The following is a 19593-nucleotide window of genomic DNA, read 5'->3' on the forward strand; positions in this document are numbered from 1 at the left end:
TAAGCGCCAGACAGTGGATGTTTCAAACCCACACAATATTAGGAATTAAGAAACCGAGGCGCCCGAGACAAAAAAAGGGGCCGCGAACGGCCCCTGACGAATGCTTGATGACGCTGAAGAACTAGGCTGCCGCGCGGTAATCAGTGGGCAACCAAGCGCTCAAACGCTCGCGTTCATTGTTGATGTCGACACTGAAGAAATGGTTGAGCACTTCAAGTGCCTCATCCAGATCCTCGCACGGCCATTCGTTGGTCACGGTCCGGCAGGTCCAGTCTTCGACATGAAAGCAGCAGTGGCCGCCCTTGGCCGCGCCGTCGGCATCAAAACGCAATTTGAAGCCGGTGTAGGTTTTTGGATCCCATTTATAGCGGATCGTGTTTTCGGCTTTGTCAAACATGGCTGACCTTCTCAGTGGAATCTTTTTTAGAGTAGCTGGTTATCCCGCCCGGGAAACCGGCTGAGCTGCCCACCGCACCCAATTTTGGAGCAACCGCACAACAGGGCGTTCCTTTTTGGTCACATGCCGCATCTCATAGCGTAAAGTTTAGTTTGAAATGCAACAAACAACAACTCTGCTCGTCAGAAAATTTCGTGATACACCTATCGAATTAACGCAGATTCCACAAAACCCGCAAGGGCGAGAGCCGCGAAAACTGTTACATTTATGCAACTTTTGCGGCGAAGAACCGATTGGAGGCGCGCATCACCGCGCTGAAACAGGCCGGGAGGACACTGGAACAATGGCGCATGTCGCCTGAACGCATCGGTTGAGGCAGCTCGACGCAAACGAATCCTAATAAAGCACGGGCGCCCCGCTCCACCCAAGCGCCAGCGGATCGTCCGGGTTCACATGCGCCATGAAGCGCAGCCTTCGATCATTATTGGTGACCCGGTAGACCAACCCCATCCAATTGCCGACCACGCCTTGGGCGGTGTCGTGCCAGGTGTTGTGCAGCCGCGCCACGATCCGGTCTTCCGGAAAGACGGGTAACTCGCGCCCCTGATCCAGCGCCTCCAGAATCTGCCCGCGATGCTCCTCCAGAATGGCGCGCGATTGCAGACTGAAATAATTCTCCGGGAAAGGCGGATAGTCGACCCTCGCGCCGGCGGCAAACCGCTTGACCTCGCGCTTATACTCCTTCAGCAGCGAGATCATGTCGTATTCGGGATGCCCCTGAAAGAAGATCTGCCGGAAGCCGTCCGCGCTGACGGCCAGGTGAACGCCCGCGTCGTCGCTCTCGGTGAGGACATGCAGCCCGGCGGCATCGAACTGCGCGCGGCTGATGTCATTGAAACGCGAATGCGGCACATCGAAGCGCGTATTGACATCGCTCACCAGCGGATGCGTCCGCTCCACCACCCGGTGCGCATACACCCCCCAGCACTTCGCCGGCAAGGGCTGGCGCGCCTGACGGTAGCGAAACTGCATCACGGCATGGGTCGCCAGGCAGGAACAAAGCGTCGAGCACACCTTGTCGTAGGCCCAGTCGACCACCTCGATCAGCGGCTCCCAGAAGGGTTCGTTGGACAGATCCGAGCCGGTGACATTGGCCCCGGTGATGATCAGCGCATCCAGCCCTTCCTCGCGAATCTTCTCGAAAGGCTCGTAATAGCGCTGAATATACGCCTGGGTTTCGGGGCCACGCGCCAGGGTATCCAGGGTGAAGGGATGCACGTAAAACTGCGCAATCGGGTTACTCTGCCCCACCAGGCGAAAGAACTGCCGTTCTGTCGCGGCCAGGGCCGCATCGGGCATCATGTTGAGCAACCCGACGTGCAACTCGCGGATATCCTGCTGAAGCGCCCGATCCGGGTCGAGAATCTGCTGGCCCTCCTCGCGCAGTCGGGCGAAGGTGGGCAGGTCGTTATGGGCAACGATTGGCATGGGAGGCTTAGGCTCCTAAGGGAATTTAAGATAAAGTCATGGGGGATGCGGAAACGGGAGGCAAACCGTAAAACCGGTGGCAAATCCGTGTTAGCCGTGACTCCTACTGCTTTGCTGCTCAAGTTCCAAGACCGGGGCATCCTCGTTGTCGTTGTCGTTGTCGTTGTCGTTGTCGTTGTCGTTGTCGTTGTCGTTGTCGTTGTCGTTGTCGTAATCGAATATTCGCCATGTCGAGACCGCGATCACGACAACGACAACGAATGGCCTCAGGATATCTGCGGATCTGCACTAACCGCCGCCTCCAGCGGCGAAGTGATCGTAACCTCCCCCATCGATTGCGAATAACCCGCCATCCGGCAATCGACACGTCAGACCCGCTTTCGCCCGCATCCGTCCCACCGTCCGGATCGGACAATCCAGCCCGGCGCCCAACTCCCGAACCTCCCGAGCATGCTCGGCTGGAAGACAGAAGCAGAGTTCGTAATCGTCCCCGGAGGACAGCGGTAGCGTCCAGTCGCCCGTTTGGGCCACGACCTCGGCCACCGACGGCGAGAGCGGCAAGCGCGCCAGATCCAGTTCCGCTCCCACCCCGGAGGCGGCCAGAATGTGCCCCAGATCCCCGGCCAGGCCGTCCGAGAGATCGATCATAGCGGTCGCCAGCCCGCGCAGCCGCAACCCTAGTTCGACCCTTGGAGTCGGATACTCGAGGCGCCAGCGCAACGCGGAGTCGACCGCCTCGCCCGCGAGCAAACCGCGCAGTGCCAGCCCCGCATCGCCCAGAGTACCGCTCACGCAGACGAGATCGCCCGGACGGGCGCCACTGCGCCGCACCGCCGCGCCGACCGGCACATGGCCATGCACCTGCACCGTCACGCTCAATGGACCGCGCGTGGTATCGCCGCCCACCAGCCGGATTCCATGCGTCTTCGAGAGCGCGGCGAAGCCGGCGGTAAAGGGGCGGATCCAGTCTTCATCCGCTGACGGCAGCGTCAGGGCAAGCGTCGACCACGCCGGCGCGGCGCCCATGGCGGCCAGATCGCTGAGTCCCACGGCCAGCGCTTTATGGCCGATGGCCTCGGGAGCGCAGTCGGGGAAGAAATGAATTCCGGCGGACAGCGTGTCGATACTGACGGCCAGGCACTGCCCTTCGGGAATCGCGAGCAGTGCGCAATCGTCGCCGACACCCAAGGCCACATCCGCCCGCCGTGGGCCGATGTCGGCAAAAAAGGCGCGGATCAGATCGAATTCAGACACGCTGCAAGGCTGGCGGATGCGCGGCGATTCCGGATCGGGTTCTATGCATCGGAGGACGGTTCCTCGCTGGCGGAGGGCGTGGTTTGCAGCGAACTCCGCTCCATCGCCACGGCATGGTGGCGGGCGATTTTGTCCAGCACACCGTTGACATACTTGTGCCCCTCATGGGCGCCAAGCAGCTTGGTCAACTCGATTGCCTCGTTGATGGCGACGCGATTCGGAATATTGTCCGAGAATAGAATCTCGAAGGCGCCCAGACGCAGAATCGCGAGTTCGACCGGATCCACCTGGGTGATCGGACGATCCAGGAAACGATCCAGTTGGGCGTCGATCTCCTTGACCCGCGCTGGCACGCCGGTGAGCAGTTGCTCCAGGAGTTCCAGATTGAACTTGAAACGCTGCTTGGGATCGGGCGGGGCGTCATCGTCGGCGCCGCTCAGGGACATCGCGACGGCATCGAGCCATTCGGGATCGTCGAGCAGGTGGCGTTTGATCGACATCGGATCCTCGCCGGTCAAACGCCATTGATAGAGCGCAAGCGCGGCATAGCGGCGTGCCTGGCTGCGGGGGCTTACCTTGTCGGTGTTCGTCATTCGGTCAGTTGATCTGTCTCAGTAGATCGGCCATTTCCAGGGCGGACATCGCCGCCTCGGCGCCCTTATTGCCGGCCTTGGTGCCGGAACGCTCGATCGCCTGTTCGATGCTGTCGACGGTCAGCACACCAAAGGCGACCGGCAGACCGTATTTCAGACTGACCTGGGCCATACCCTTGACGCATTCGCCGGCGACATACTCGAAATGCGGCGTGCCGCCACGGATCACCGCGCCCAGGGCGACGATGGCGTCGAATCCGCCCTTGGCGGCGATCCGCTCGATGGCCACCGGCATCTCGAAGGCGCCGGGTACCCGCACGACGGTTAGATTCTCATCGGCGACGCCATGACGCCGGAGCGTATCGATGGCGCCTTTTTCCAGGCTCTCCACCACGAAGCTGTTCCAGCGCGAGACCACCAGACAGAAGCGGGCGTTCTCGTCGGCGCGGAGCGCGCCTTCTATGACATTGATACTCATACATTGATTACCTAAACGAATAGGAACTTGAGCAGCGAAGCACTAGGCAGCCCTGCCGCCCGTGTACTCGACCACTTCCAGATCGAATCCGGAAATAGCGTGCATCGACTTTGGCGCGCTCATCACCCGCATCTTGCGCACCCCGAGATCCGAGAGAATCTGCGCGCCGATCCCATAAGTGCGCAGCTCGCGGCGATCCTGTTGACGGACGGGCACCGGATCGTCGCGGTCATGCAGTTTGAAGTCCTTGAGACGCGCCAGCAGGTCGGCGGAACTGTCGCGATTGCGCAGCACCACGATCACGCCTTCGCCCGCCGCCGCCACCTGACGCATCACATCCCGCAGCGGCCAGCCGCAGGCGTTGTGCGAGGTCTCGAACAGATCGCAGAGCGTATTCTGAAGATGCACCCGCACCAGCGTCGGGCGCTCCGGGCTGATGTCGCCCAGGGTCAGGGCCAGATGAATCTCGTTGTCGATACTGTCACGGTAGGCGACCAGACGAAAGGTCGCCTCGGCGGTCGGCAGTTCGCACTCGCATTCGCGCAGCACCGCCTTTTCGTGGCGAACGCGGTATTGAATCAGATCGGCGATGGTTCCGATCTTGATGCCGTGGGTGCGGGCGAAGATCTCCAGGTCCGGACGACGGGCCATGGTGCCGTCTTCGTTCAGGATCTCGACGATCGCCGCCGCCGGGCTGAACCCGGCCAGTCGCGCCAGATCGCAGCCGGCCTCGGTGTGTCCGGCGCGCACCAGCACCCCGCCCGGCTGGGCCATGAGCGGAAAGATATGGCCGGGCTGGACCAGATCCCGAGCGCTCGCCTCGGGCGCGACCGCGGCGCGGATGGTGACCGCGCGGTCGGCGGCTGAAATCCCGGTGGTGACGCCGCGCGCGGCCTCAATGGACACCGTGAAGGCGGTTGAATGCGCCGCCTGATTGTCGCTGACCATCAGCGGCAGACGCAGTTGCTCGCAGCGTTCCTTGGTCAGTGTCAGACAGATCAGACCGCGTCCGTACTTGGCCATGAAATTCACCGCCTCGGCGGTGACGCAGTCGGCGGCGAGCAGCAGATCGCCCTCGTTTTCGCGATCCTCGTCGTCCATGATCACGACCATGCGACCCTGGCGCAGATCCTCGATGATTTCCTCGGTGCTGTTGACGCGGCTACTGCTCATGGACTGGATGTCTTCGTGTGGGAAAGCCCGTTAGACTAACAAAAAAGGCTGAGTTCATGGATTGACAAAACCGTGCTCCGCGAGAAACTCAAGCGTCACTCCGGATGAGGTTGGCGTAGCGGCGCGCTCGCCCAACAGGAGTCGCTCCAGATAGCGGGCGATCAGATCAACCTCCAGGTTGACGCGGGCGCCCGTCCGATAACCGCCGATAATGGTCTCCCGGATGGTGTGCGGGACGATGTTCAACTCGAAGACCGCGCCATCGACCCGATTGACGGTCAAGCTGACGCCATCGACGCAGATGGATCCCTTCTGGGCGATATAGCGAGCCAGTTCGTCGGGGGCCTGGATGCGCAGCCGCCAGGAGCGGGCGTCCTCGTGACGTTCCAGCAGGACGCCGACTCCGTCGACATGACCGCTGACCAGATGTCCGCCGAGCGGCGTCGAGAGCGTCAGCGCCTTTTCCAGATTGACCCGGCCGCCGGGGCCAAGCGCACCCAGGGTGGTCAAGGAGAGCGATTCGCGCGAGACATCGGCGGAGAAGCCCCGGCCGGTCAGCTCCACGGCGGTCAGACAGACCCCGTTGACGGCGATACTGTCGCCGATCGCCACCTCGGCGAGCGGCAGCTTGCCGGTGTCGATCGTCAGCCGGACATCGCCGCCGCGTGGCTCAAGGCGCTGGATCTGGCCGATGGATTGAATGATTCCGGTAAACATGATGTTCGATGCTGGCTCCAGAAACTAGACGGTATCAATCGTGGCAATACACTTGCAATCGAATGCATGCAAACAGGATACGCACAATGCCGACGATGAGATTACGACTCGATGAAAAAACCAGCCAATCCCTTGAGGTGCTCGCCAAGGCAATGGACCGCTCGACATCGTACCTGGCAACGCGGGCCATCGATGACTTCGTCAAGCTCAACGCCTGGCAAGTCGAAGCGATCGAGCAGGGCGTCAGCGAAGCCGACGTCGGAAACTTCGTTGAGCACTCCGCTCTGAAGCAGCATTGGGAGTCCAGGCTTGCGAATTCGCTGGACTAAAAGCGCCGCGCGCGATTTGAGCGCCATCGAGGTTTTAATCCTCGCGCGACATGACCGGCCGCGCCCGAACCCGCAGATCAACCCCAACCCGCCGCACATCGACGATCTCCAGCGCAATCCGCTCGGCCATCGTCGTGACCCCCGGCAGATGAAATAACCCCATCCCGGCATCGCCCATAAGATGCGGTGCCTGATAGAGCACGATCTCGTCGATCAGCCCGGCGGCCAGCATGGCTCCGGCCAGGGTCGCGCCGGTTTCCAGCAGCAACTCGTTGATGTCCCGACGCGCCAGCTCGCCCATCAGCGCCGCCAGATCCACCCGCCCTTCGCGTTGCGGACAGCGATACACCAAGGCGCCGGCGGCCGCGAGCGCGTCCATCCGCGCGGGCGCGTCGTCCACGCCCACTACCAGCGTCTCGCCGGGCAGAGTCAGCATCCGCGCCTGCAGCGGCATGCGCCAATGACTGTCGACCACGATCCGCAGCGGTTGACGGAGCGGGACGCCCGGCTCCGGCTTCAGCTCCAGATTCAACTCCAGTTCCATCTCCATCCGATCCAGCGGATCCAGTTCCGGCACCTCGTCCGCCGACAGACGCACGTTCAGGCTCGGATCGTCCGCGAGCACCGTGCCGATCCCGGTCAGAATGGCCGAACTCGCGGCGCGCCAGAGCTGCACTTCGCGTCGCGATGCCGTCGAGCTGATCCATTGGCTCTCGCCGCTGGCCATGGCCGTGCGACCGTCCAGGCTCGCCGCCAGTTTGCAGCGGACAAAGGGCCGCCCCTGTTCCATGCGTTTGATGAAACCGGGATTCAACGCCCGCGCCAGATCCTCCAGCACGCCGGTTTTCACCTCGATGCCCGCCTCGCGCAGACTGGCGATCCCCTTGCCGGCGACCAGCGGATTCGGGTCCGCCATGGCGCAGACCACCCGCGTCACGCCCGCCGCGATGAGCGCGTCCGTGCAGGGCGGCGTGCGGCCATGATGACAGCAGGGCTCCAGGGTGACGTAGGCCGTCGCCCCGCGCGCGGCCTCGCCCGCCTGGGCCAGCGCGTTGCGCTCGGCGTGCGGCTCGCCGGCGCGACGATGCCAGCCCTCGCCGACCGGTAGACCGTCGCGCACCAGCACGCAGCCCACGCACGGATTGGGGTCGGCGCTATAGTGCCCCCGTTTGGCCAGATGGATCGCCTCCGCCATGACAACCTCATCGGAGACCCGCTGCGCGCCTGAGTCCGCCGTGCCGTTCATTCGGCGTTGGACTCCAATTCCTTGAGCAGATCCATCTGATGACGATTGGCCTCGGGCGAGGGTTGACGTTCGAGCCGTTCGATCTCCTCGCGGAAGGCGGCCACGTCCTCGAATTTCCGATAGACCGAGGCGAAGCGCACATAGGCGACCTGATCGAGCTGGCGCAGTTCGTCCATGACCAACTCGCCGATCCGCAACGAGGGCACCTCGCTCTCCCCACTCGACATCAAGCGCCGCTGGATGTGCGACATCGCCGTGTCGATCTGCTCGGTGCTCACGGGGCGCTTCTCCAGCGCCCGAATCATCCCCGAGCGGAGCTTGCGACCGTCGAAAGGCACCCGACTGCCATCGCGTTTGACGATGCGCGGCAGATTGAGTTCGGCGGATTCGTAGGTCGTGAAACGCTCCTTGCACACCACGCATTTGCGCCGTCGACGCACCTGATCGCCCTCGCCCGACAGGCGCGAGTCGACGACCTTGGTATCCTGGGCACCGCAGAAGGGACAACGCATGTGGTCGTGGTCAGTTAGGTCGTGGTGAGAGTGGTCGCGACACGCAGACAGCGAGCCTGCCGTCGCGGGGGACCACGGCAGCACCATGATCCAGGGAAGCGAAGATACAGGGATGCGCGAAACGAAGCAAAGCGCATCGCTCGCGAGCGCCGCGCGTCCGGGGCAACGTCTCGCCCAGGGAGCGCCCGCGGCGGTGTTTCACGGTAACATCCAGGCCATGGGAAAAAAGACCCTGGACCACCGCCCCCAATCAGCCACGGAAACGTCGCGCGACGTACTGGCGCGGCTCGAAGCGCACCACTGTCGGCGGCGACAACAACTGCCAACGGTCACCGTACTGGCCGGCCCGTCCGCGACCGCGTACCGCGCCTGGACCCAATGGAACGCACGGGCGCGGCGCAGCGGGGCCGTCTGGTCGTCCGATCGCGCCGACACCTGCCTGGATGTCTGGCTGGCGGCACTGCGCGCGGGCGGCGACGTCCTCCTGCGCGCCCCGACCCAGGACGGCATTTCAGGCGCGGACGAGGACATCCTGGCGCAATTGCCGCCCTGGCTGCGGGAGCGCCGCGCCGAGCGTGCCGCGCGGGTGTCCGACGTGGCCGTGGCGCTCGCCCGGCAACCGCCTGACGATGCCCCCTGGGGCGAGGCGCGAACGTTTGCCTGGCTACTGACGCGCCTGTCGGCGGAGACCCTGCCGGGCCTGCTGATCGTCGTGGCGCGCGAGACCCGGTCGGCGGCGCCCCTGGAGATGGCGGCGCGGATCGCCGAGCAGGCGCCGCGGTTGCCGCTGGCGGTCGCGATCGCGACCGATCGGTACGACCGTTATCTGGAGACCGCGCCAGAATCCCGCTACAAGGCGATCCTGCGCGAAGGCGTCGTCCGACTGGCCGCGCCCAGCCAGGAGCGGCTCCAGGACTGGTTCGTCCGGCAGGCGCTGGGCAGCGATCCCGATCCGCGTCCGCTGATCGCCGTTCTGGCGCGTCATGGCGCGGCCCCGACGGTGCTGCGCGAGGCCGTGTCTTTGCTGCGCTGTCTGCACGCGCGCGCCACCCCGGAGGACAGCGCGGCGGCGCGTAGTCAGGCCGAGCGGTTTCTCTTCCGCCTGCTCGAATCCATCCCCGAGCTGGCCGGCCGGTTCCGACTCAACGCCCAACTCGCTATCCCGTTCGGCAACCGCCCGCTGGAGGTCGACCTCCTGGCCGATCCGCCGGGTGTCGCGGTGGAGATTGACGGGTATCATCACTTTCAGGACGCCGCACGCTATCGGCGCGACCGCCGTAAGGATTTGGCGCTGCAACAACAGGGCTTGCTCGTGTTGCGCTTTCTCGCCGAGGATGTGGTCAGCGATCTGGAGTCGATTCTCGATACGCTGCGTCATGCGCTTCAACACCCAACGATCTTGCCTGCTCGGAGGCCCCCTGAATGAACGCCCCCGCCTTCACCCTGACGGAGTTGCTCCGCGCCCGCCTATTGGCCGCCGCGCCAGCGGGATTGACCGCCAGCGAAATGACGAAATCGCTGCAACCGCTGCGGCCCGACACCACCGGCGCGGCCTGGTCGCGCGCCTTGGCCGATGCGCTCGCGCCGCTGCAAGAGACCGGTCAGCTTGAACGGCAAGGCGCCTCCCGTTGGCGCCTGACGACGGCGGGTCGCGAGGCGGGGCTCGCCTGGCTGTCCGTGCGGCAAACCGCCAAGCCGCTGTCCTGGCCACAGGTGAGGAACATCGCTCTGCAAGCCCGCGCGTTGGGCCTGCCGCCGCCAAGGACCGATCAGGAACGCAAGCAACTTGCCAGCGCCGACGGCCTGCGCGCGGCGATTCTGGCCGTGCAGTATTCGCTGCCCGGCGGACCCTATCCGACGCTCGCGCAGGCCCGCAACGCGCTGCTCTGGTGGCTGCTGCTGGCCGCGCCCGAGAACCCGCGCCACCGGCGCGAGCGGTGGCCGGCCGTCAGCGGTCAGCGGTTTATGCACAACGCCCCCAAGATCCTGCTGAACGACTTACTCGGCACCGCGAGCGACCTGCCGGTGGACAACGCGCTCAAGCAACTCGTCGCCCAGTCCATCGGCGCGCGCCGCACGGACGTGAACGAACTGCGGCTCACGGTGCTGCGACGCGCGCTGGCGGACGCGGTCCCGGACGCGCCGGCAACGCTGGCGGCGCCGGACCAGGCCACGCCAGCGTCGGTCGACCTCGCCGCCTTTGCCGCGACGGTGATACAAACCGCGCGGACAACCGCCACGGGCCGTTTTGGCGAGGATAAGATCTTCATTTCTCATGTCTGGGAGCGCCTGCGCGAAGCAGGTCGGGACGCCGAACTCACCGAGACCCAGTTCAAGGAGCGGCTTGCCGAGGCGAATCGCCAGGGGCTGTTGCGTCTGAGCCGGGCCGATCTGGCCTATACGCTCGACCCGGACGACGTCGCCCGCTCCGAGCTTCGCTATCTCACCGCCACCTTCCACTTCATTCGGCTGGATTGAGACACCCGTCGCGCATGGAACCCGATCCACGCCTGCATGCCCTTTGCTCCGCGCGCGGCGAGGGGCTTTTTCACTCCGTCACCCATCAGCATCAGATCTGGTTGCCGGACCCTTTCGATGTGGAGACCATCCATCAGGAGGCGCGTGACGGCTATCGGCGCCTGCTGCATCGCGTGGCGCCGTCGCACGCGCCCGATGCGGGGCGCATCCTGCTGTTGCTCGGCGATTCCGGTGCCGGCAAGACACACCTGGTGCGCGCCCTGCGCAACACGACGCACGCCCAGGCCAGCGGCTATTTCAGCTACATGCAGATGACCTCGGCGGTCCCGAATTATGCCCGTTACGTGCTGCGTCAGACCATCGACTCGCTGGACAAGCCCTATTTCATGCCAATGGGCGCGACCACGGGCCTGCTGCGTCTGTCCAATGCACTGGTCGAGAACACGACGGCCGTCACGCCGGCCGCCCTGGAACTCCTGCGCAGCGGTCGGTTGTCCGCGCGGGATCGTCGCGATCTGATCGACCGGCTCGCCGACCGCGTGCTCAAGCTCACGCCTTTTCGCCAGGTCGACCTCGACCTGGTGCGCGCACTCTTGTTTCTGCAATCGAGCGACCCGGCCATCAATCACCGGGTGTTCCGATTTCTGCGCTGCGAGCCGCTGGCCCAGCAGGACCAGCAGCTTCTGGGGGGTTTGCTCGCGCCCCGCACCGAAGAGGACGACCCGCAGCGGATGCTCGTCGCCCTCGCGCAGTTGATCCAGGCCCTTGGCGCCGGCGCGCTGGTCATCTGTCTGGATCAGTTGGAGGACATCCTGCAGATGGAGGCGGCGGAGCAGAAATTTCGCAATGCCATCCGCACGGTCGTCACCCTGGCCGAGGTGCCGAATGTGATTGCGGTGATCGCCTGCCTGGCCGATTTTTATACGACGCTTCGCCAGCACATGTCGGAACCCCAGCGCGATCGTCTCGAAAAAGACCCCGCGCCGGTCAAATTGATCGCCGAACGCTCGGCGGATGAGGTCTCGCTCCTGATCGCCCGTCGCGTGAGCGCCTTTCTGGATGAACAGGAGATTCCTGGAGACGCGCGGGAACCGCTGTTTCCCTTTCCGCCAGACACGCCGTCGACGCTCGCCCGTCTGCCGACCCGTCACATCCTCGACTGGTGTCGGGAGCGGCGCGACCAGGGTTTTCAGGATCTGCCGGTGGCGGTGCATGACGCCGCCGCGCCGCCGGCCGCCGCCAGCGGGCGGCAACTGGAGCAAGCCTGGAACGATCATCTCACCGGCATTCACCCGGTCCCCGAAACGGAGGCGGCGCTGTTGCGTCTGCTGGCCGCGACCATCGCACAGGGCGCGCTGGAACTGACCAGCGGACATCGCTTCACGGTCCTTGACCAGGGCGACGCGCTGGCCGTCGAGATTGCCAATGCCGGCGGTGTCGTGAAGCAACGGCTCTTGGTCGCGCCCTGCCAGAAATCCGCCCTGGGCGGGGCGCTCGAAAAGCAGATCGCGGCACTCGCGCAACGCGCTGGCGGGCGCGTGCCGGTGGCGGTCCGCTCGACCGCGTTCCCAAGCAACCCCAGGACCAGGATCGCGGAACGGCTGGGGCAATTCGTGGCCGCTGGCGGACGACGGGTCGTGGTCGCCGATTCCGATTGGCGGGCCATGGCCGCCATGCCCTCCTTCCTGGCGCAACATGGCGCCGACCCCGCGTTCCCTGACTGGCTGCGCGCCGATTGTCCGCTGACGCGCCTGCCGGCACTGCGGGATCTGCTTGCGCTGCACACGCTCCAGCCGGGAGGAACCGAACCCGCGAGGCCAGCGGAACCCACGCCGCCCGCCCGTCTTTCTCCGCCCCCCGCGGGGAACGGGAGCGAGACCGGGCGGACGCCGCGGCAGGAGGTCGCGCCCCGGCTCGGCGAAACGCGCGATTTTCAGCCACGGACGCTCTCGCTGGTGACCGCCAGTCTGGTCCGGCACGCGGCCTTCCTCGGCGGTTCCGGCTCGGGCAAGACCACGCTGGCGCTCCATCTCATCGAACAATTGCTGCTGCAAGGCATCCCCGCGCTGCTGGTCGATCGCAAGGGCGATCTGTGCGGTTACGCGCGCCCGCGGTCCTGGCGGATGCCGGCCGCCGACGCCGCGCGGCAACCGGCGCGCGACGCCTTGCGTTCCCGGATCGAGGTGGCGCTCTACACGCCCGGCGCCAGCGCAGGTCGGGGGCGTCCGCTCGGGATCTCCATCGCCCCGCCTGGGCTTGGCGAACTCCCGAGCGGCGAGCGCCAGCAACTCGCGCAATTCTCGGCGAGCGCATTGGGCGGTCTGATGAATTACCGAACCAGCCGTAGCGATCAGCAACGCCTGGCCATTCTCGGCCAGGCGATCGGCCTGCTCGCCGAACTGGAACCCGGCACCCCGCTCGACCTGGAGCGCCTGATGGCCTTCGTTGCTACGGAAGACCCACTGCTCGTCAACGCCGTCGGACACCTGGACACCCGGAATTTCAAACGCTTGGCCGAGGATTTGCAGACCCTGAGCCTGCACAATGGCAAACTGTTCCAGCACGAGGACGAGCGGCTTGACATCGCGACCCTGCTCGGACGAGGGGCCGGGGTGCCAGACGGGCGGACCCGCCTGACGATCGTCAGCACGGCCTTTCTGGGCAGCAATGCCAATGTCCTGTTTTGGGTCGCGCAGTTGCTGCTGGAAATTGGCCGCTACGCCACCCGGCACCCGTCGGATGCGCTCCAGACGGTCATCCTGTTCGACGAGGCCGATCTCTATCTGCCGGCGCAGTCGAAACCGGCCACCAAGGAGCCGTTGGAAAATCTGCTCAGACGGGCGCGCTCGGCGGGGATCGGGCTGCTACTCGCCACGCAAAGCCCCGGCGACCTGGATTACCGGTCGCGCGATCAGATTTCCTCATGGTTCGTCGGCAAGATCAAAGAGGAGACGGCGCTCAGAAAGCTCAAACCGATGTTGAGCGAGGCGAAAACGGACGTGACAGCCAAGCTGCCGCATCAAGCGGTCGGCGAGTTCTACCTGATTCGCGACGGCGAGGTCGCCAGTCTGCGGGCGGAGCAGTCGCTCATCCGCGCCGCGCAGATCCCCGCCGAGGAGATCCTCGCGCTGGCGGCGCGGACATGAGCAAGTTTATTCACGCCTTTGCCGCCATTGCCCGATGCCTGATGCCTGATGCCTGATGCCTGATGCCTGATGCCTGATGCGTCAGGTCTGACGTAACGATGGCGTCGATTCCGCGGGTCGAGCGCTGTCCTCAACGCTCATACACCGGAAACCGCTTACACAGCTCCAGCACCTTCGCCTTCACGGTTGCGATGGTGCCCGGCTCGCCGCGCGCATCGATCAGATCGCACATCCAGCCGGCCAGCGCGCGCGCCTCGTCGGCGCCGAAACCGCGGGTGGTGATGGCCGGCGTGCCGACCCGAATCCCGCTGGTCACGAAGGGCGATTGCGGATCGTTGGGGACGGCATTCTTGTTGACCGTGATATTGGCCGCGCCCAGCCAGGCGTCCACATCCTTGCCGGTCAGGCCCTGATGGATGAAGCTCACCAGGAAGAGATGATCGTCGGTGCCGCCCGACACGACGTCATAACCGCGCGCGATGAAGACCTCGGCCATGATCCGCGCGTTGCGCACCACCTGTTCCTGATAAGTCTTGAATCCAGGCTCCAGCGCCTCCTTGAAGGCTACCGCCTTGGCGGCAATCACATGCATCAGCGGACCGCCCTGGATGCCGGGAAAGACCACCGAGTTGAGTTTTTTCTCGATCTCGGGGTTGGCCTTGGCCAGGATCAGACCGCCGCGCGGACCGCGCAGAGTTTTGTGCGTGGTGGTGGTGGTCACATCGGCGATCTGGACCGGGCTCGGGTAGACCCCGGCGGCCACGAGTCCGGCGACATGCGCCATGTCGACCAGCAGAAACGCGCCCACGCTGTCGGCGATGTCGCGGAAACGCTGCCAGTCGACGATGCGCGAATAGGCGGAGAAACCGGCGATGACCATGCGCGGCTTGTGCTCCTGGGCCAGACGCTCGACCTCGTCGTAGTCGATCTCGCCGGTTTCCGGGTTCAGACCGTACTGAACGGCGTGATAGAGCTTGCCGGAGAAGTTCGGCTTGGCCCCATGGGTTAGATGCCCGCCGTGGGCCAGACTCATGCCAAGCACGGTGTCGCCCGCGTTGCAGAGCGCCAGGAAGACCGCGGCATTGGCCTGCGAACCGGAATGCGGCTGAACATTGGCATAAGCGGCGCCGAACAACTGTTTGGCGCGATCGATGGCGAGCTGCTCGGCCACGTCGACATGCTCGCAGCCGCCGTAATAGCGCTTGCCTGGATAGCCCTCGGCGTATTTGTTGGTCAGGACACTGCCCTGCGCCTGCATCACGCGCGGGCTGGCGTAATTCTCGGAGGCGATGAGTTCGACATGCTCTTCCTGCCGACGCTCCTCGTCCTGGATGGCGGCCCAGAGTTCCGGATCGTAATCGCTGATCTGTAGGGTTTTCTCGAACATTTTCACGGCCCCGGTCATGCAAAGCGACGTATTTTAGCGATTTCGCGCGCCCACGTCGCCGATTAAACCGCGTCCTGCAGGGATCGCGAGGTTTGCGCACCCGTGGCGATTTCTGGATGAAGGAACGCCGTTCGCTTTAGAATAGCCGCCTGCATCGCTATTTCGCGGTAGACGCGCCTCGCTTGCGCCCATCCGCCCTCAATCCCCGGACCCGCCGCCATGACCGAGACCATCCACAACGTCGATCACGCCGAGATCAGCAAGTTCGAGGAACTCGCCTCGCGCTGGTGGGATCCGCACAGCGAATTCAAAACGCTGCACGACATCAACCCGCTGCGTCTGGACTATATCGAACGGGGCGCGGGCGGGCTGGCCGACAAGCGCATCCTGGATGTCGGCTGCGGCGGCGGCATTCTGTCCGAGAGCATGGCGCTGCGCGGCGCGCAAGTCACCGGCATCGACATGGGCGCCATGCCGCTGCGGGTGGCCGAGCTGCATACCCTGGAGAGCGGCGTCGAGGTCGATTACCGGCGCGTCACGGTCGAGACCCTGGCCGAGGAGCAGCCGGGGAGTTTCGATGTCGTGACCTGCATGGAGATGCTGGAGCATGTGCCGCATCCGGCCTCGGTGGTGGAGGCCTGCGCCCGACTGGTGCGACCGGGCGGCAAGGTGTTTTTCTCCACCCTCAACCGCAATCCGAAAGCCTTCCTGATGGCGGTCATCGGGGCGGAATATGTGATGGGTATGCTGCCGCGTGGCACCCATGACTATGCGCGCTTCATCCGTCCCTCGGAGCTGGACGCCTGGATCCGTCCCACCGAGCTGCGCACCGTCGATCTGATGGGCATGACCTATAACCCCTTGACGCGTACCTACCGCCTCGACCCGCGCAATCTGGACGTGAATTATCTCGTGACCTGCGTGCGCGAACCGCATGTCTGAGCTGCCTGCGCCGCGCGATGGCGCCGTGCTGTTCGACCTGGACGGCACCTTCGCCGACACCGCGCCCGACATGGCCGCCGCGCTGAACCGACTGCTCGACCGCCATGGCCGAGCGCCGTTGCCGTTCGCGCGGGTGCGGCCCTACGTCTCCCACGGCGGGCGGGGCATGCTGCGGATCGGTTTCGACCTGGGACCGAATGACCAGGATTACGAACCGCTACGCTTGGAATTCATGGAGATTTACGCGGCGGCGCTAGTCAAGGACACGGTGCTTTTTCCCGGCATCGTCGAACTGATCGACACCCTGGAGCGGCGTGGCATCTCCTGGGGCATCGTCACCAACAAACCCGGCTGGCTGACCGATCCGCTGATGGAACTACTCGGTCTGCGCGAGCGCGCCGGTTGTGTGGTCAGCGGCGACACGGCGGCGCGCCCCAAACCCTATCCCGACCCCTTGTTTCATGCCTGCGATCTGCTGCGAGTCGATCCGCGGCGCTGCTGGTATGTCGGCGACGCCGAGCGCGACATTCAGGCGGGCCTCGCCGCCGGCATGGGCACGCTGGTCGCACTGTTCGGGTATCTCGGCACCGACGACGCGCCTGATCGTTGGGGCGCGCATGGACTGATCGAGCATCCGCTCGACGTGCTCGATTGGCTGCCGGGAACCTAAACCGCGTCCAGTGCGGTATGCGATGTTTTTGGATTGGATTAACCTTGCCCGCATCGACGATAGTCGGAGCGGACGCGGTTTAACTGACTTTATCAAGAGAGGACCAATCATCCGATGGACTATATACCCGCCGACATGAAGCGGCTGCAAGAGCGCGTTATCCTCGTCACCGGCGCCCTTGAGGGCATTGGCCGCGCCGTGGCGTTCGCGTGCGCGGCCCAAGGCGCGACCGTCGTTCTGTCGTCCTTCAAGGAAGCAGATCTGGAGCCGGTGTACGACGCCATCGTCGCCCACGGCGATCCCGAGCCCGCGATCCTGCCGCTCGATCTGGAAAAGGCAACCGAGGCGGATTTCATCGCCGCAGCGAATCTTCTGGGCGAGACCTTCGTCCGTCTTGACGGGCTGGCCCACTGCGCCGCTTTCGCGCCCTATCTGAGCCGCATCGACGACTATGACTCCAACGAGTGGGAGCGCGTGATCCGGATCAACCTGACCGCGCCCTTTCTGTTGACCCAAGCCTGTCTGCCGCTGCTGCGCGCGTCGAAGGATGCCGCCATCGTGTTCACCTCGGATCGCGTCGGACGCACCGGCAAAGCCTACTGGGGTGCCTATGCCGCCGCCAAATTCGGGATTGAAGGACTGATGCAGGTGCTGGCGGCAGAAACCCGCGACAGCAGCCAGATCCGCGTCAACAGTCTCGACCCCGGCCTCGTGCGCACCGCGCTACGGGCAACCCTCTATCCGGGCGAGGATCCCGGCATCCATCCCGCGCCCGAGACCGTCGCGAACCGTTACATTCAGCTCTTAGGCTCAGAGAGCCGGGGCATCACCGGTCAGGCGTGTCACGCCCAGGACGCCAGACCGACGCGTTCGCCGGAACATTGACACCCGACAGGAAGCTGGCGCGTCGGATTTGTTCGATTGCCTTTCGCCCCTTTTGCCCCTTGGGGCAATTGCGCTTCTCCAACCAATCGCTACCATCCGACTCTTCACGCAACCGGACACGGTTGAGAAACGTATTTTCTTGGGAGACGGTGATGGTACAGAAACGTCCATTTGCACGACGGTTGCGGTGGGCAGGCTCATGAGAATGTCCGGCATGGTCGCCATTGTCGACGACGGCCCGCGTCTCGCGCGTGCGCTGGGGGCATGGCTGGATCTTCATGGCCTGCGGGCGACCCACTACCGTTCGGGCGAAAGTCTGTTGCGGGCAATCCGCCAGGATGACGGACGATTGACCCTGCATCTCGGGATCAACCGGTCCGCGATTTTTCCATTGACCGGCGCGATCTTCGATCTCGATCTCCCCGGCATGTCCGGCATCGCAATGGCACAGGCATTGCGCCACCTGTCGCCCAATCTGCCGGTCGTCCTCGTCACCAGTCGGGATAAAGAACCCTGGACTCAGGAGGATCAACCGTCAGTCGGCATCTGTCTGCGCAAGCCACTCGACCTGGATGCACTGGAGGAAGCGCTCTTTCCGTCCACGGGATGGATTCCGCTCAAACCGGAAGCGTCCTGTGTGCTCGTCGCAAGCGACCGCGATCCCCGCGTTGATCCGGAAGGTTTGACACAGGATTGATGCCCCCCCTCACCGCTGGATGACACAGTGAAGCCCAAAACAGGCCGAGCGGCGCCAAAATGAGAATTGCTGCCAATTTGGGGAAAAACCGAACTGGACATGGGGTCCGTTTTATTATCAGGATAGCAAAGGCATCAACGCGCCAACTGGCAACTGATAACTTTATTCATAAATGAGCCTCTACCCCCGACTCGATGACCTGCTGGAGCTGCGCCATCAGGCCCACACCCTGGGCCTGCCCTCGCATCATCTGGTGAACTCGACCTTTGCCGGGCTCTATGCCTCGGTGTTCCGTGGCGCTGGGGTCAACTTCGAGGAGGTGCGCGAGTACCGCGAGGGCGACGATATCCGCTATATGGACTGGAAGGTGACGGCGCGCACCAACGAGCCGCATCTGAAGATCTTTCGCGAAGAACGCGAGCGGTCGGTGGTGCTCTGTGTCGACAAAGGGCCGCACATGAGCTTCGGCACGCGCGGCACCTTCAAGTCGGTCCAGACGGCGCGGGCGGCGGCGCTGATCGGCTGGGCCGCCAGTCGTCTGAACGATCGCGTCGGCGGTCTGGTGTTCGGCGATCCGAAGACCGGTCTCCAGCATTTTCGGCCCTCGCGCGGTCGGCGGGCGCTCTGGCAGTTGCTGCGCACGCTGACCGAACCGGGCGCCGACCTGGACCCGTCCATCGACTGTTTGGGCGGCGCGTTGCGACGGGCCTGCTCGGGTCTGCCGACCGGATCGCTGGTGTTCGTGATCGCCGATCTGAACCGCGATACGCTAGGGCTGGAGCAGGTGCTCGGCGATCTCAGCCAACGCAACACCGTCGCACTGATTCCAGTGGACGATCCGGCCGATTGGGAGATTCCATCCATGGGCGTGACCACCTTCACCGGCACCGATGGCGCACTGATCGAGATCGATACCGACGATCCGCATGCAAAACGGCTCTACCGACAACGTTGGGAGGAGCGCCGCGAACGGCTTCAGGCGATGGCCCATCGTCTGCGTATCGTGCTGCTGCCGGTGCGCACGGATACGGAAATCCACCTCACCCTGATCCGCGATCTCGAACAGCGCGCGCGCTCGCGGGCGGTCTGAATTCGGACCGGCCATCCTGAAGCCGGTATTCGGTTTAAACCGCGTCCAGTGCGGTATGCGATGTTCTTGGATTGGATTAACCTTGGCCGCATCGACGATAGTCGGAGCAGA

The 19593-nt window shown here is 64.4% G+C and carries 20 protein-coding genes; 9 read left to right on the forward strand and 11 right to left on the reverse strand.

The genetic code is table 11. The features are described 5' to 3' along the window. Positions 1 to 121: 121 nt before the first annotated feature. From CCR95_RS05385 to CCR95_RS05420, 8 genes are all read right to left on the reverse strand, one after another. The gene (locus CCR95_RS05385; RefSeq protein WP_201092575.1) at positions 122 to 397 is read right to left on the reverse strand and encodes a hypothetical protein; all 276 of its coding nucleotides are present in this window, start codon (positions 395 to 397) and stop codon (positions 122 to 124) included. Between the two features lie 396 nt (positions 398 to 793). Next, on the reverse strand, positions 794 to 1885 hold the full coding sequence (gene metA / locus CCR95_RS05390) for a homoserine O-succinyltransferase MetA (RefSeq protein ID WP_201092577.1): 1092 nt from the start codon (positions 1883 to 1885) through the stop codon (positions 794 to 796). A 90-nt stretch (positions 1886 to 1975) separates the two neighbouring features. Further along, positions 1976 to 2131: a hypothetical protein gene (locus tag CCR95_RS05395; RefSeq protein ID WP_201092579.1), complete on the reverse strand. Its 156-nt coding sequence runs from the start codon at positions 2129 to 2131 to the stop codon at positions 1976 to 1978. Between the two features lie 42 nt (positions 2132 to 2173). After that, the gene (gene thiL / locus CCR95_RS05400) at positions 2174 to 3139 is read right to left on the reverse strand and encodes a thiamine-phosphate kinase (RefSeq protein WP_201092580.1); all 966 of its coding nucleotides are present in this window, start codon (positions 3137 to 3139) and stop codon (positions 2174 to 2176) included. Positions 3140 to 3180: 41 nt separating this feature from the next. After that, positions 3181 to 3732 (reverse strand): transcription antitermination factor NusB, encoded by a 552-nt coding sequence (nusB, locus tag CCR95_RS05405; RefSeq protein WP_201092581.1) that lies wholly within the window; start codon positions 3730 to 3732, stop codon positions 3181 to 3183. A 4-nt stretch (positions 3733 to 3736) separates the two neighbouring features. Further along, positions 3737 to 4210, reverse strand: a complete 474-nt coding sequence (gene ribH, locus CCR95_RS05410) for a 6,7-dimethyl-8-ribityllumazine synthase (protein ID WP_201092582.1) — start codon at positions 4208 to 4210, stop codon at positions 3737 to 3739. A gap of 42 nt (positions 4211 to 4252) precedes the next feature. Beyond that, positions 4253 to 5383 carry a bifunctional 3,4-dihydroxy-2-butanone-4-phosphate synthase/GTP cyclohydrolase II gene (gene ribBA, locus CCR95_RS05415; RefSeq protein WP_201092583.1) on the reverse strand — a complete coding sequence of 377 codons (1131 nt, stop codon included), beginning with the start codon at positions 5381 to 5383 and terminating at the stop codon, positions 4253 to 4255. A gap of 54 nt (positions 5384 to 5437) precedes the next feature. Next, complete coding sequence (locus CCR95_RS05420; protein ID WP_201092584.1) at positions 5438 to 6100, reverse strand: riboflavin synthase; 663 nt, start codon at positions 6098 to 6100, stop codon at positions 5438 to 5440. An 86-nt stretch (positions 6101 to 6186) separates the two neighbouring features. Between CCR95_RS05420 and CCR95_RS05425 the strand changes: the two genes are divergently transcribed. After that, on the forward strand, positions 6187 to 6429 hold the full coding sequence (locus CCR95_RS05425; protein ID WP_201092585.1) for a CopG family ribbon-helix-helix protein: 243 nt from the start codon (positions 6187 to 6189) through the stop codon (positions 6427 to 6429). 34 nt (positions 6430 to 6463) lie between these two features. On the opposite strand, the gene ribD is transcribed toward CCR95_RS05425, so the two are convergent. Together ribD and nrdR are read right to left on the reverse strand one after the other, a co-directional pair. After that, on the reverse strand, positions 6464 to 7675 hold the full coding sequence (gene ribD, locus CCR95_RS05430; RefSeq protein ID WP_201092587.1) for a bifunctional diaminohydroxyphosphoribosylaminopyrimidine deaminase/5-amino-6-(5-phosphoribosylamino)uracil reductase RibD: 1212 nt from the start codon (positions 7673 to 7675) through the stop codon (positions 6464 to 6466). Then, complete coding sequence (nrdR, locus tag CCR95_RS05435; protein ID WP_201092589.1) at positions 7672 to 8187, reverse strand: transcriptional regulator NrdR; 516 nt, start codon at positions 8185 to 8187, stop codon at positions 7672 to 7674. Before nrdR ends, ribD begins: the two co-directional genes overlap by 4 nt. Positions 8188 to 8299: 112 nt before the next feature. Here nrdR and CCR95_RS05440 point away from each other — a divergent pair, with 112 nt between their 5' ends. From CCR95_RS05440 to CCR95_RS05450, 3 genes are read left to right on the forward strand one after another with little or no spacing between them, the layout of a single operon-like run. Then, the gene (locus CCR95_RS05440) at positions 8300 to 9613 is read left to right on the forward strand and encodes a DUF559 domain-containing protein (RefSeq protein WP_201092590.1); all 1314 of its coding nucleotides are present in this window, start codon (positions 8300 to 8302) and stop codon (positions 9611 to 9613) included. Next, entirely contained in the window at positions 9610 to 10665 is a 1056-nt protein-coding gene (locus CCR95_RS05445) for a hypothetical protein (protein WP_201092592.1), read from the forward strand. The genes CCR95_RS05440 and CCR95_RS05445 overlap by 4 nt, the downstream gene beginning before the upstream one ends. Before the next feature lie 14 nt (positions 10666 to 10679). Then, a complete protein-coding gene (locus CCR95_RS05450) occupies positions 10680 to 13811 on the forward strand; it encodes a helicase HerA-like domain-containing protein (RefSeq protein WP_201092594.1) in 3132 nt (1043 codons plus the stop codon). 130 nt (positions 13812 to 13941) lie between these two features. Here the strand turns inward: CCR95_RS05450 and glyA are convergent, their stop codons facing one another. Further along, complete coding sequence (glyA, locus tag CCR95_RS05455; RefSeq protein WP_201092597.1) at positions 13942 to 15198, reverse strand: serine hydroxymethyltransferase; 1257 nt, start codon at positions 15196 to 15198, stop codon at positions 13942 to 13944. Between the two features lie 219 nt (positions 15199 to 15417). Here glyA and ubiG point away from each other — a divergent pair, with 219 nt between their 5' ends. The 5 genes from ubiG (at position 15418) to CCR95_RS05480 (ending at position 19482) form a co-directional block, all read left to right on the forward strand. After that, a complete protein-coding gene (gene ubiG, locus CCR95_RS05460) occupies positions 15418 to 16140 on the forward strand; it encodes a bifunctional 2-polyprenyl-6-hydroxyphenol methylase/3-demethylubiquinol 3-O-methyltransferase UbiG (protein ID WP_201092599.1) in 723 nt (240 codons plus the stop codon). Further along, positions 16133 to 16810 (forward strand): HAD family hydrolase, encoded by a 678-nt coding sequence (locus CCR95_RS05465; protein WP_201092601.1) that lies wholly within the window; start codon positions 16133 to 16135, stop codon positions 16808 to 16810. The genes ubiG and CCR95_RS05465 overlap by 8 nt, the downstream gene beginning before the upstream one ends. 114 nt (positions 16811 to 16924) lie before the next feature. Next, positions 16925 to 17695 (forward strand): SDR family NAD(P)-dependent oxidoreductase, encoded by a 771-nt coding sequence (locus CCR95_RS05470; RefSeq protein WP_201092607.1) that lies wholly within the window; start codon positions 16925 to 16927, stop codon positions 17693 to 17695. 214 nt (positions 17696 to 17909) lie between these two features. After that, entirely contained in the window at positions 17910 to 18392 is a 483-nt protein-coding gene (locus CCR95_RS05475) for a response regulator (RefSeq protein WP_201092608.1), read from the forward strand. Positions 18393 to 18564: 172 nt separating this feature from the next. Then, positions 18565 to 19482, forward strand: coding sequence for a DUF58 domain-containing protein (locus CCR95_RS05480; protein WP_201092609.1), 918 nt, complete (start codon positions 18565 to 18567; stop codon positions 19480 to 19482). Positions 19483 to 19593 lie beyond the last annotated feature (111 nt).

The organism is Thiocystis minor (assembly GCF_016653465.1).
GTDB lineage: Bacteria > Pseudomonadota > Gammaproteobacteria > Chromatiales > Chromatiaceae > Chromatium > Chromatium minus.

Bases quoted from the DNA above. Each gene is read 5' to 3' on its own strand.
- CCR95_RS05385 (WP_201092575.1), bottom strand. From the start codon at position 397: ATGTTTGACAAAGCCGAAAACACGATCCGCTATAAATGGGATCCAAAA.
- metA (WP_201092577.1), bottom strand. From the start codon at position 1,885: ATGCCAATCGTTGCCCATAACGACCTGCCCACCTTCGCCCGACTGCGC.
- nusB (WP_201092581.1), bottom strand. From the start codon at position 3,732: ATGACGAACACCGACAAGGTAAGCCCCCGCAGCCAGGCACGCCGCTAT.
- ribH (WP_201092582.1), bottom strand. From the start codon at position 4,210: ATGAGTATCAATGTCATAGAAGGCGCGCTCCGCGCCGACGAGAACGCC.
- ribBA (WP_201092583.1), bottom strand. From the start codon at position 5,383: ATGAGCAGTAGCCGCGTCAACAGCACCGAGGAAATCATCGAGGATCTG.
- CCR95_RS05420 (WP_201092584.1), bottom strand. From the start codon at position 6,100: ATGTTTACCGGAATCATTCAATCCATCGGCCAGATCCAGCGCCTTGAG.
- CCR95_RS05425 (WP_201092585.1), top strand. From the start codon at position 6,187: ATGCCGACGATGAGATTACGACTCGATGAAAAAACCAGCCAATCCCTT.
- ribD (WP_201092587.1), bottom strand. From the start codon at position 7,675: ATGAACGGCACGGCGGACTCAGGCGCGCAGCGGGTCTCCGATGAGGTT.
- nrdR (WP_201092589.1), bottom strand. From the start codon at position 8,187: ATGCGTTGTCCCTTCTGCGGTGCCCAGGATACCAAGGTCGTCGACTCG.
- CCR95_RS05440 (WP_201092590.1), top strand. From the start codon at position 8,300: ATGCGCGAAACGAAGCAAAGCGCATCGCTCGCGAGCGCCGCGCGTCCG.
- CCR95_RS05445 (WP_201092592.1), top strand. From the start codon at position 9,610: ATGAACGCCCCCGCCTTCACCCTGACGGAGTTGCTCCGCGCCCGCCTA.
- CCR95_RS05450 (WP_201092594.1), top strand. From the start codon at position 10,680: ATGGAACCCGATCCACGCCTGCATGCCCTTTGCTCCGCGCGCGGCGAG.
- glyA (WP_201092597.1), bottom strand. From the start codon at position 15,198: ATGTTCGAGAAAACCCTACAGATCAGCGATTACGATCCGGAACTCTGG.
- ubiG (WP_201092599.1), top strand. From the start codon at position 15,418: ATGACCGAGACCATCCACAACGTCGATCACGCCGAGATCAGCAAGTTC.
- CCR95_RS05465 (WP_201092601.1), top strand. From the start codon at position 16,133: ATGTCTGAGCTGCCTGCGCCGCGCGATGGCGCCGTGCTGTTCGACCTG.
- CCR95_RS05470 (WP_201092607.1), top strand. From the start codon at position 16,925: ATGGACTATATACCCGCCGACATGAAGCGGCTGCAAGAGCGCGTTATC.
- CCR95_RS05475 (WP_201092608.1), top strand. From the start codon at position 17,910: ATGGTCGCCATTGTCGACGACGGCCCGCGTCTCGCGCGTGCGCTGGGG.
- CCR95_RS05480 (WP_201092609.1), top strand. From the start codon at position 18,565: ATGAGCCTCTACCCCCGACTCGATGACCTGCTGGAGCTGCGCCATCAG.